Source organism: Bradyrhizobium sp. GCM10028915, from assembly GCF_042666195.1.
GTDB classification, from domain to species: Bacteria; Pseudomonadota; Alphaproteobacteria; order Rhizobiales; family Xanthobacteraceae; genus Bradyrhizobium; species Bradyrhizobium canariense_D.
Genome location: NZ_JBHTFN010000070.1, coordinates 99,025 through 110,063, shown reverse-complemented (window position 1 = coordinate 110,063; position 11,039 = coordinate 99,025). Strand labels below are relative to the sequence as shown.

General features: G+C 64.5%; 8 protein-coding genes. 3 read left to right on the top strand and 5 right to left on the bottom strand.

All coding sequences use genetic code 11. The features are described 5' to 3' along the window. Nucleotides 1-582: 582 nt before the first annotated feature. Complete coding sequence (locus ACFQX9_RS33945; RefSeq protein WP_026234004.1) at nt 583-1,722, top strand: MFS transporter; 1,140 nt, start codon at nt 583-585, stop codon at nt 1,720-1,722. Nucleotides 1,723-1,728: 6 nt separating this feature from the next. On the opposite strand, the gene ACFQX9_RS33940 is transcribed toward ACFQX9_RS33945, so the two are convergent. Then, a complete protein-coding gene (locus ACFQX9_RS33940; RefSeq protein WP_085349002.1) occupies nt 1,729-2,718 on the bottom strand; it encodes a tripartite tricarboxylate transporter substrate binding protein in 990 nt (329 codons plus the stop codon). 287 nt (nt 2,719-3,005) lie between these two features. Between ACFQX9_RS33940 and ACFQX9_RS33935 the strand changes: the two genes are divergently transcribed. After that, nucleotides 3,006-5,846, top strand: coding sequence for an ATP-binding protein (locus ACFQX9_RS33935; protein ID WP_377791675.1), 2,841 nt, complete (start codon nt 3,006-3,008; stop codon nt 5,844-5,846). A gap of 23 nt (nt 5,847-5,869) precedes the next feature. Here the strand turns inward: ACFQX9_RS33935 and ACFQX9_RS33930 are convergent, their stop codons facing one another. The 3 genes from ACFQX9_RS33930 to ACFQX9_RS33920 all read right to left on the bottom strand — a co-directional run bounded on the left by ACFQX9_RS33930 (nt 5,870) and on the right by ACFQX9_RS33920 (nt 9,540). Next, nucleotides 5,870-6,808, bottom strand: coding sequence for an aldo/keto reductase (locus ACFQX9_RS33930; protein WP_204511956.1), 939 nt, complete (start codon nt 6,806-6,808; stop codon nt 5,870-5,872). Between the two features lie 93 nt (nt 6,809-6,901). Then, the gene (locus tag ACFQX9_RS33925) at nt 6,902-8,398 is read right to left on the bottom strand and encodes an MDR family MFS transporter (protein ID WP_377791674.1); all 1,497 of its coding nucleotides are present in this window, start codon (nt 8,396-8,398) and stop codon (nt 6,902-6,904) included. Beyond that, nucleotides 8,395-9,540, bottom strand: a complete 1,146-nt coding sequence (locus ACFQX9_RS33920) for an HlyD family secretion protein (RefSeq protein WP_377791673.1) — start codon at nt 9,538-9,540, stop codon at nt 8,395-8,397. The genes ACFQX9_RS33925 and ACFQX9_RS33920 overlap by 4 nt, the downstream gene beginning before the upstream one ends. A 215-nt stretch (nt 9,541-9,755) precedes the next feature. Between ACFQX9_RS33920 and ACFQX9_RS33915 the strand changes: the two genes are divergently transcribed. Then, nucleotides 9,756-10,316, top strand: a complete 561-nt coding sequence (locus ACFQX9_RS33915) for a TetR/AcrR family transcriptional regulator (RefSeq protein WP_377791672.1) — start codon at nt 9,756-9,758, stop codon at nt 10,314-10,316. Nucleotides 10,317-10,365: 49 nt separating this feature from the next. Here the strand turns inward: ACFQX9_RS33915 and msrA are convergent, their stop codons facing one another. Beyond that, entirely contained in the window at nt 10,366-10,881 is a 516-nt protein-coding gene (msrA, locus tag ACFQX9_RS33910; protein WP_085384010.1) for a peptide-methionine (S)-S-oxide reductase MsrA, read from the bottom strand. Between the last annotated feature and the right edge of the window lie 158 nt (nt 10,882-11,039).

Sequence of the window (11,039 nt, the reverse complement as noted above, 5' to 3'; positions counted from 1 at the left end):
GCGCCGGTTGACGCAGATGCCGCATTCGCCAGGGCTTGACCGTAGCAACGACGGCCAGGACCACACGGTTTTGCCGTACGCACGGCCCGCCATTTCGCCGCAGTATTCCCAGCCCTGTCGACGGAGCCGGAAACTTACAGACGAGACGAAGCCTAGCAGCGCCGCTCGTCGGCACGAAGCCTTGGGCTCACGGAGAGCAATCCGCCCTGCCCTTGGCCTCTCGCACCCGAACGCTGCCGCGTCCACCGCAAGCCCGGCTCGCGAACATGACGACCACAAGATCGCCCCTCAAGGATGAGCCGGGATGGCCAACACATACGCCGTTTCCGAATTTCGGTAAAGCGGAATATTTTCATCAGTGCGGCTTGACACCGGTGCGGGTCGGGCTGTCAAGGTGTTTCGCCCGACGGCGCAGCCCACCGGCGCGCCGAGATGCCGGTGACGAGCCAAAAGGCCTGGTGTCCGCTTGCGGCCGCCCCGGGGGCCGCCTGCGACAATCCGAGTCCGCCGCGGACATAAAGACGCGACAATTGCGGGGCTTGTCGATTGCCCCTGCCCTGATTCCCCCTTCCCGGAGTTCCCATGTCTTCTGCCGACAGGCCAGCGACACGCCTTGCGACCAGACTTGCCTTCCTCGTCGCGGGTTTCGGCATGGCGTGTTGGGCACCACTGGTGCCGTTCGCGAAGGCGCGGCTCGCCGTCGACGACGGCATCCTCGGACTGCTCCTGCTCAGCCTCGGCATCGGCTCGGTCGTCGCGATGCTTCTGACCGGCGTGCTGAGTGCGCGCTATGGCAGCAAGCCGATCATCATGGCGGGCGGGATCGGTCTTGCCCTGGTCCTGCCTCTGCTGACAATCGCGAACTCGCCCGCGATGCTGGCGCTGGCACTCCTCGCATTCGGCGCCGCGCTCGGCTCCATCGATGTCGCCATGAACATCCACGCGGTTGAGGTGGAGCGCGCCGCGGGACGTCCGCTGATGTCCGGCTTCCACGCGCTGTTCAGTATCGGCGGCTTCGCCGGGGCCGCGCTCATGACCGCACTGCTCTCGCTGCAACTCGGCGCGCTCGCTTGCACGCTGATCTGCTCCGTCCTGATGCTGATCGCGATGCTTGGGGCCTGGCCGCGGCTGCTTCGCTCCGTGCAGGTGCAGGAAGGACCGCTGTTCGTGCTGCCGCATGGCGCCGTGCTCCTGCTCGCGCTGCTTTGCGCCATCACCTTCCTCGTCGAAGGCGCGATGCTCGATTGGGGCGCGTTGCTCGTCATCGGCGCGGGTCTCGTTTCCGAAGCGCAAGGCGGGATCGGCTACATCGTGTTCTCGGTCGCGATGACGATTGGGCGGCTCGGCGGCGACGCCGTCGTCGCGCGCATCGGAGACCGCACGACATTGTTCTGGGGCAGCCTGATTGCGATCGCGGGTTTCGTGGTCCTGCTCACCGCTCCCGTCGTGGCGGTCGCCATAGGCGGCTTCCTACTCATCGGCCTCGGCGCATCCAACCTCGTGCCGGTGCTGTTCCGCCGAGCGGCGAGGCAGAAGGTGATGCCAACGGGCCTCGCCGTCGCGGCGATCACGACCGCCGGCTACGCCGGCGTTCTCGTGGGCCCCGCCGGTGTCGGCTTCATCGCACGTCTTGGCGGATTGCCGGTGGCGTTCTGGCTCCTGACCGCGCTGATGGGCCTCGTCACGCTGACGGCGCGCATTGTCACGCGCGCCGATGCCTGAGCGGCTTCACAAATTGATCAGCCCGATCGATTTGATCAGGGGCGCGAGGCTTGCGGATGTGGCCTCGACGATGCGCTGGAATTTGTCCGGGCTTGAATCGTTGTCCGGCTCCATGCCCTGGGCGCGATAGCTCGCCAGAAGCGCCCTATCGGCCATGGCGAGCCGCGTCGCCTGCGCGATCCGGTCGATGATCGCATCGTCGGTGTCCTTGGGTGCGAACAGACCGAACCATCCCTCATACCGGATGCCGGGCATGCCGGATTCGACGGCGGTCGGGATCTCCGGCGCGCCGCTCAGCCGCGTTTCGGTGGTGACCGCAAGCAGCCTGACTCTTCCCGCTTGGGCCAGCTGCTGCAATTGAACGGACATGACGGCAATGACGAGCGATATCTGGCCGCTGACGAGGTCGTTGGTCGCCTGCGCGATGCCGCGATAGGGCACGTGGACGATGTCCAGCGCGCCGGCCTGCTGCTTGAAGGATTCGCCGACCAGATGGTTTCCGGTGGCGATCCCCGGCGTGCCATAGGACAGCTTTCCTGGATTGGCTTTCGCATAGGTGATCAACTCGCGCAGGTTTGCGGCAGGCACCGAAGGATTGACGGCGAAAACCAGCGCGCTGTTGATCAGCCGGTAGATGGCGCGGAAATCGCCAACGGAATATCCGGGATTTGCCGCCGTCATGGGAATGATGACCTGCGTGCTGCCGTTGCCGAGCAGCAGCGAATAGCCGTCGGGCTCCTCGCGCGCGACCGCCGCGGTCCCGATGGCGCCGCCCGCGCCGCCGATATATTCGACGAAGGTCGGCCCGAGCAGCGACGGCATCCTGTCCACCCAGGGGCGCGCGATCTGGTCACCCGATCCGCCGGCTCCGTAGGGAATCACCAGGCGAATGGGACGAGACGGATAGTCGGCGGCTTGTCCGTTGCGGGGAAGCGCGGCGAGCGCCGCTGCGCCCGACAACGCGTGCACCAATTGTCGCCGCGTGAAAGAGGCCATGCTGGAAATTCCGGAAGTCGGCAGTCAATGTGGTGGCGGGACCGGCTCCCGGACCATGCCATCGCAGCAATCCGGCATCACAGTCAATGCTCCATCCGGCCGTGCCCCGGCGTCATCGCATTGTCATGTCGGCCTAACTCTTTATTTCACAAGCATTATTTCGGCGAGCCATCCGTCCGCGCAGTGCTGTGAGCCCTGCCCACTGCTTTCGACCGGTTTACTGTACGCCTCGTTCTGTTAGATCAGAAAGTAATACCTTTTGACTCCCTTCGAGGGGGCGATGGCGCGTGCCAGATCGTAGCGAAGATTCGGCCATTTCCTTTGGGCCATTTCGACTGTTTCCGAAGTCCCGGCTCTTGGAGAAGGAGGGCTCGCCGCTTCATGTCGGCGGCCGCGCGCTCGACATTCTCATCTTCCTTGCCGGACGCCCCGGAGAAGTGGTCGACAAGAGAGAGCTGGTCAAGCGCATCTGGGCCGGCGTCAATGTCGACGAGGGTAGCCTGCGCTTCCATGTCGCAGCGCTACGCAAGGCGCTCGGCGACACCGGCAAGTCGGCGCGTTACGTCGTCAACGTGCCCGGCCGCGGCTATTGCTTTGTCGCCTCGTTCGCTCAAGCAGCTCCTCCGGCCGCCCCGCTCCCGGCCGAAAGCGCCCCTCCCCGCTCCTTGCCCGCTCAGCTCACCAGGATGGTCGGCCGGGAAGATGTCATCGAGAAGATCTCGAACGGACTTTCGCTCTATCGCTTCATGACCGTCGTCGGCCCGGGCGGCATCGGCAAGACCTCGGTCGCCGTCACCGTCGGGCATCGCCGCTCCCAGGATTTCGGCGGGCGAGTCTTCTTTGTCGATTTCGGTCCGCTGAGGGATGCCAGTCACATCGCGACCACCATTGCTTCGGCGCTCGGACTGACCATCAGCGCGGAGGATCCGACGCCGGCCCTGCTGACGTTTCTGAAGACCGACCCGGCCCTGCTGATCTTCGACGGTTGCGAACATGTGCTGGATCATTTGGCGCCGCTGGTCGAGCGCATCGTTCGCGAAGCACCGCAGCTTCGTGTTCTCGCAACCAGCCGCGAGTCGTTCCGGAGCGAAGGCGAGCGAATTTTCCGGCTGTTCCCGCTGGACTGTCCGCCCGAGCGCGAAGGGCTTGCTGTCGACGAGGTCCTTGCCTACCCTGCGGCTCAGCTCTTTGTGGAGCGCATTGCGCAGAGCTCGGGCCCGTTCCAGCTCAGCGCGGAAGAGGCCCCCCTCGTCGCGAGCATCTGCCGGCGCCTCGACGGCATCGCGCTGGCAATCGAGCTCGCGGCGGGCCGCGTCAATGCTTACGGCATCGCCGGCACGGCATCCCTGCTCGACAGCCGCTTTTCGCTGCAATGGCGCGGCCGACGCACCGCCGTGCCGCGGCACCAGACACTCGCTGCGGCGCTCGACTGGAGCTACGACCTTCTGCCTGCCGCGGAGAGCGCCACGCTGCGACGCCTGTCGGTCTTCGCCGGGCCTTTCGCGCCGGAGGCGGCTGCGGCGGTCGGGTCGGGTGACGGCCTCAACGCATCCGAGACCCTCGAAGCAATCGACAGCCTGGTGACCAAGTCTCTGATTTCGCCGTCCGGCTCGCGGACGCTGCGCTATCGGCTGCTCGACACCACGCGCACCTATGCATACGGAAAACTCAACGAGCTCGGCGAAGCCGGGCAGTTCGCGCGGCGTCATGCCGAGCATTTTCGCGATTTATTCCAGCGCGCCGAGGCCGATATTTCGACGCCGCTGCCCGAATGGCTGAGCATGTATGGCGCGGAGCTGGACAATGTGCGCGCGGCGTTGGACTGGGCCTTCGGGCCCGACGGCGAGCCGAAACTCGGGATCGCGCTGACGTCGGCCGCAGTCACGCTGTGGGTGCGTCTTTCGCTGTTCGCGGAATGCCGTGAGCGCAGCAGAACGGCGCTCGCGGCGCTCGGAGACACCGCCGACGACGACCGCATCCGCATGCAGCTGCTGTCGGCGCTCGGATGGTCGCTGATGTATGGCGAGGGCCGCGCGCGCGAGGCGCGGCCGATCCTCGAGACGACCCTCGAGCTGGCTGACAGGCTCGACGACAAGGATTTCCGGCTGCGCGCGCTCTGGGGCTTGTGCATCGACCAGTTCAATAACGGACAGTTCGGCAAGGCCCGTGCGCTCGCCGATCGCTTTGCGAACGCAGCCGCGAACTCGCCCGACAGGACCGATGTCATGCTGGGCGACCGGCTGATGGCCGTCGCGCTGCATTATCTCGGGGATCAGAACGAGGCTCGGCTGCGCATCGACCGGGTCAATGCATCGTTGCATGTGTTGGCGGAGAAGCCGAAAATCTTCCCGCTCGATCTGAGAATATCGACGCAATATTTTCGAGCTCGCATCCTGTGGCTTCAGGGTCTGGCCGATCAGGCTCAGGCCCTCACCGCCAGAAACATCGAGGAAGGCCGCGCCAACGGCCACGCGCTGACATTCTGCAGCGTGCTCGGACAAGCCGCCTGCCCGATCGCCTTCTGGTCCGGCGATTTCGACGCCGCCGAGCGTCACGGCATCGAGCTGCTCGAACACACCGAGCGCCACGCCATCCGGCTGTGGGGCCTGTGGGCACGGGCCTTCAACGCCGCAGTCATGGTCAGGCGCGGCGACGTCACGACCGGCCTGCCGCTGCTGCGCGAGGAGCTCAATCGCGCCGGCGATGCGCGCTTCCTGCCGCGCTTTCTGCCCTTGCTCGGCGAGCTCGCCGCGTGTTCCGGAGAGGCCGACCAGGTCGGTCGCGGGCTCGACGTGATCGAGGATGTCCTGACCCGCTGCAACGACCGGCAGGAGCTCTGGTATCTGCCGGAGCTGATCCGCATCAAGGGAGAGTTGATGCTCAGGAACGCCCGGCATTCAGAGGATGCCGAGGCGCGCTTTCGCGAGGCCATGGACATTGCCGTCCAGCAAGGCGCCCGTTTCTGGGAGCTGCGAAGCGCGGTCAGCCTGGCGCGGTACATGATCGGGGCCGGCCAGAGCGCGGAGGCCTTGGCAATTCTGCAACGCGCATGCGGGCCGTTCACCGAGGGCGCCGGCATTACCGAGATCCGCAGCGCCCACGATCTGATCGAGCAGCTCCGGGCTTGACGAGTCGGCTGACCGGCGCCGATTCATCCGGCCCGCGGAATGAATCCGGGCACGCCGGTCTCGACGACCGTGTTGAACCTGATGTTTGTCGTAATCTGGTCCCTCATCTCTCGCATGGCGTCTTCGGGCAAGGCCGAAATATCGAAGTTTTCCTGGATGCGCCGGGAATTGGTCGAAGTCGTCAGGAAAGCGGTGCCGCGCTGGAGGGCCCACGCCAGCGCAATTTGAGCCGGCGTCCTGTGCAAGCGCTCCGCGATGGCAGTGATCACCGGATCGGCTAGCACGTTCGGCTTCATGGCGTGTCCCAGCGCTGCAAACGCCTGCAAGACAATCCCGTGCTCTCGACAGAAGTCGAGCAGGTCCCATTCGGGAAGATACGGATGCGATTCGACTTGCACCATGGCGGGCCTGATCCGCGCGATCGAAACGATCTCGCGCAGCTTGTCCAGGGTGATGTCCGACAGACCGATCGACTTGCAGTGCCCCTCGTCGACGAGGCGCTCCAGCGCCCCCCATGTCTCCGCCAGCGTAACCCCTGAATCATAGATGACCCGACCGTGCTCATCCCTCGGGTCCTGCTCGTCGCCGGGTTGAAAGGCAAAGGGCGTATGGATGATGTAGCAATCGATCTCGTCGAGTTGCAGCCGCCGGCGACTGCCGTCGAAGGCAGGCCTGACCCGTTCCGGCCGATGATTGGTGTTCCATAGCTTCGTCGTAACGAACAGGTCCTTGCGCTGAAGCGTCCCCGCCTTGAATGCCTCCCGCAGCGCATCGCCGACCGCCTCTTCGTTGCGATAGCGCTCCGCGCAATCAAGATGTCGAAATCCGGCCTCCAATGCAGCCTTGGTGGCCCGCCTGGTCACGAGCGGATCCGGAATGAGCGTGCCAAATCCCACCGCGGGAATCGTCCCGGATTGATGAGTTGGAATTCTCGTATAACGAAGCGAATCCGACGTTGTCATGCTGATGCTCCTTTGTTTGCCCTCAGCTCCCTCAAAAGTAAGGGACGAGGTGTTCGAAATTGACGATGCGATGTCATTCCATGACTCCAGGCGTTAACCGGTAGGCCGCGGCTTACGGAGAAAAAACACGAGCGGAATCATGGCGAGCATGGCGAACATCAGGATCTCGAACTGGTCGATGACCGCGACGGTCGCCGCCTGACGCGTGACCATGCCGTTGAGGGCCGCAAGACCCGGCTTGCCGACCGAGCCCCCGACGTAAGCGGCGACACGATAGGGCGTGAGGTTCTTTGCGAGTGCGACATGCACAGCCTGCGTGTTGGCGTAGAAGAAGAGCTGGACGACCGCGATGCCAATTGTGCTGCCATAGAGGCGCGACAGGTTGATCAGCGCGCTGCCTTCCGGGCGGAGCTTCGGATCGAGCGTGCCGAACGCGGCCCTGGCGAGCGCGGGCAGCAACATGCCGAGACCCGCTCCCTGGAGCAGGCCGGCCTCGACGACCGGCCGCCAATCCATCGCCGGTGAATAGCCAAGCATCAGCCAGTTGGCATAGACCACCAGCGTCATTCCACCCACGAGGAACGGCCGGTAGTCGATCTGCGCCGGGACCAGGCTCGTCAGCACCAGCGCCCCCACCAGCGCGACGCCGCGAGGAACGGTCATGTATCCGGTGGTGTCGACGGGGTAGTTGAGCAATTCCTCCAGCATCGGGGACGTCAAGGCCAGGGTCGGCAGCAGCACGAAGCCAAGCGCGAAGGAGATGACCGTCGAGAGCACGAGATTGCGGTCCCTGAACAGCGCCGTGCGCAGAAAATGCTCCTTTGTCGTCATGACGTGCACGATGAAGAGGTAGAATCCGAGCACGGAGGCGCCCGCCTCGATCCAGATTTCCGTCGAGGCAAACCATTCGAGGCGCTCCCCGCGGTCAAGCAACATCTGCAACCCGATCATGCCGACGGAGAACGTCGTCAGACCGAAGAAGTCGAAGGACTGGCTCCGCTCCGCCCGCTTCTCGCCGAGCAGCCGAGCCATCGTCAGGAAAATGAAGCCCGTCATCGGCAGGCTGACATAGAAGATGGCGTGCCAGCCGTAATATTCGCTGAGCCAGCCGCCAATGGCCGGGCCGCTGCTGATGCCAAGCAGGGAGCAGACCGTCCAGGCCAGGCTCATGCGCGCATGTCGCGCCGGCGACGTCACCTCGAGCAGGATCGCCAGCGAGAGCGGCGCCAGCGGTCCGCTCGCCGCGCCCTGGAGGATTCGCGCCAGCACGAACTGAATCGACGTCGTCGCCAGCGTGTCGAGGGCGAGACCCAACACGAAGATCGTGACGGCGGCCTGATAGACAACTTTGCGGCCGTAGCGTCCCGCCAGCCATTGCGTGATCGACATGGTCACGGCGCTCGCCGCGATATACGAGGAAAACACCCAGCCGACCTCGTCATTGGCCATTGAGAGCGTCGCCTGAAGATGAGGTAGCGCCGCGTTCGGTATCGAAATGTTGACGGCCTGCATGTAGGTCGCCATGAGGGCGGCCGCGGCGATCGCGTGATGACCGCCGGGCGACGTGGTCGATGGGAGGGGCGTACTCATTTAGCCTCCGTCGCGAGCGCCGGTTGGAGCAGATGCGCCCAGGTGCGACGATAGCCGGTATCAATCCGCGCCGTCACGCTGATGCCCGAGAACAACGGCCGGTTTGGATCGAGATCGTCGAGTTCCAGGCGCACCGGCAATCGCTGGACGACCTTGACCCAGTTTCCCGTCGCGTTCTCGGGCGGCAGGAGCGAGAAGTCCGAGCCGGTCCCCGGACTCATGCTGACGATGCGCGCCTTGAACTTGCGATCGGGATAGGCATCGACGTCGATCGTCGCCTCCTGGCCCGGGCGCATATGATTGAGACCGGTCTCGCGAAAATTCGCCTCGACCCAGACGTGCCGGCTCGACAGCAGCGAGAACGTGGCCGCGCCGGCATTGACGAAGCCGCCGATCTGCAGATCGTCCACCTTCGTCACGATGCCGTCGTCCGGCGCCGTCACGGTGGCGTAGGAGAGATCCAGCCGCGCACGGTCGAGCTGTGCCCTGGCCGCGCGAACGGTCGGATGGCGATCGATGTCGATATCGGCATCACCATTGAGGGCGACGATCGTGTTGGCGATCTGCTGTTCGATCGACACCATGCGGTGGCGAGCGACCTTCATGTCCGTCTCGGCCCGCTCGTAGACCGCGCGTGGCGTGAAGTCGGAGGCAACCAGCATCTTCTTGCGGTCGAATTCGCGCTCGTCGAAGGTAGCCGTCTCTTTGGCCGACTGCAGCTCGGCCTGCTGCTGACGATGGGTCGCCTTGAGGGATTCGATCTGGAGCCGCGCACTGCCGAGACGCGCCTCGGCCTGGTCGACGGCAATTTGATAAGGCTCCGGGTCGATGCGAAATAGCACCTGCCCCCGCCGGACGCGCTCGTTGTCGCGCACGGCGATCTCGACCGCCTGGCCGGAAACGCGCGCATTGATGGTCACCTTGGCGGCGCGAACGAATGCGTCGTCGGTCGAGACATATTGCTCCTGCGCCAGATAGATGAAGGCGCCGACCACGGCCACCGCCATCGGCAGGGCGAGCATCAGCAGCCGTCGCAGCCGCTTGCCGAGCCCTGCCCCGAACCATTGCGCGGCAGCCTCGCTCGGGCGGAAGCTGTTGCGATCGCCGAGCCTACCGGCGATTGGCGCTAAATCGAAACGCATCGGAATACCCTCGGGTTCAATCTATTTAATAACGCTCGTTACAAATATTGCACTCCGACGCGGCGATCAAGTCCGCGACCTTGATTTTTATAACGATCCATACAAATATACGTGTGGAACATGGCAACCGGAGTTCTGGCGATATGGCACGGAAAAAGAGCGAAACGAGCCCGGCGCGCCGGGGACGGCCACCGGCCTACGACGCAGAGACGGCCTTGAAGCGGGCGACAGAAACGTTCTGGCGGACGGGCTATTCCGGTACCTCCCTGGACAAGGTCGCTGCCGCGACCGGGATGAGTCCGCCGAGCCTCTACGCGGTGTTCGGCAACAAGCACGCGCTCTATCTCGAGGCGCTCGCGCGCTATTGGGAGATCAGCCTTGCCGCGACGCGTGAGGCTCTCGCGGGGGACCATCCCTTGGACGAAGCGCTGATGCTGGCCTATGACGCAGCGCTGTCGATCTACTTTTCCGGCAAGGGAGCCGCGCGCGGCTGCTTTGTGGTGGGGACGGCGGTGACGGAAGTCGCCGAAGATGCCGCGATCCGGAGCAGCGTTGCGGCGGGATTGCGCACGATAGATGCCGATTTCGAAGCCCGCTTCCGGCTCGCGCAGGACAAGGGCGAACTGAAGCGCGACGCCGATCCGGCAGCGCTTGCCATTCTCGCTTCAGCCACGATGCACACCATCGCCATTCGCGCCCGTGCCGGCGCCCGCCGCTCCGAGCTGAGGGAGATGGCCCGAAAAGCGGTCGATGTGATCTGCGGATCCCGGCGATGATCTCGCGGATCTCGGGCATGGCTCTCCCCGGCAATAACGACGACCAGCTTTAGCCTGCCGCTGCAGCCCCGCGCCGCGGCAGCTTCCAGTCGGGACGGATGAAGTGGCAGGTGTACCCGTCCGGATAGCGCTCGAGGTAATCCTGATGCTCCGGCTCGGCTTCCCAGAACTCGCCCGCGGGCGCGACCTCGGTCACGACCTTGCCAGGCCAGAGACCGGACGCCTCGACGTCTGCAATCGTATCCCTGGCGACCCGCTTCTGCTCGTCGCTGGTATAGAAGATCGCCGAGCGATAGCTCGTGCCCAAATCATTACCCTGGCGGTTGAGCGTGGTCGGATCGTGGATCTGGAAGAAGAACTCCAGCATGGTCCGAAAGCTGGTCTTGGCGGGATCGAAGGTGATCTCGATCGCTTCGGCATGACCTTCATGGTTGCGGTAGGTGGCATTCTTCACCGCGCCGCCGGTATAGCCGACGCGGGTGGAGACCACGCCCGGTTGCTTGCGGATCAGATCCTGCATGCCCCAGAAGCAGCCTCCGGCCAAAATTGCGCGTTCCGTTGTCATATCTCCACTCCCAATTGATCGGTCTGTCCGTTCTGAACCCGTCGCATCCTATGCTTTCGGCGGCCCAGTCGAAAGCCGGGCATTTGCCCATCCGGTTCCTCTCGTGGAGGCCAAAGCTTCGACGACCTCAGCTTCCCCAAGCAGAACCAGATGGACAT

Excerpts from the sequence above, each read along its gene's own strand:
- ACFQX9_RS33925 (WP_377791674.1), bottom strand. The coding sequence starts at position 8,398 with ATGAGTACGCCCCTCCCATCGACCACGTCGCCCGGCGGTCATCACGCG.
- ACFQX9_RS33930 (WP_204511956.1), bottom strand. The coding sequence starts at position 6,808 with ATGACAACGTCGGATTCGCTTCGTTATACGAGAATTCCAACTCATCAA.
- msrA (WP_085384010.1), bottom strand. The coding sequence starts at position 10,881 with ATGACAACGGAACGCGCAATTTTGGCCGGAGGCTGCTTCTGGGGCATG.
- ACFQX9_RS33940 (WP_085349002.1), bottom strand. The coding sequence starts at position 2,718 with ATGGCCTCTTTCACGCGGCGACAATTGGTGCACGCGTTGTCGGGCGCA.
- ACFQX9_RS33945 (WP_026234004.1), top strand. The coding sequence starts at position 583 with ATGTCTTCTGCCGACAGGCCAGCGACACGCCTTGCGACCAGACTTGCC.
- ACFQX9_RS33920 (WP_377791673.1), bottom strand. The coding sequence starts at position 9,540 with ATGCGTTTCGATTTAGCGCCAATCGCCGGTAGGCTCGGCGATCGCAAC.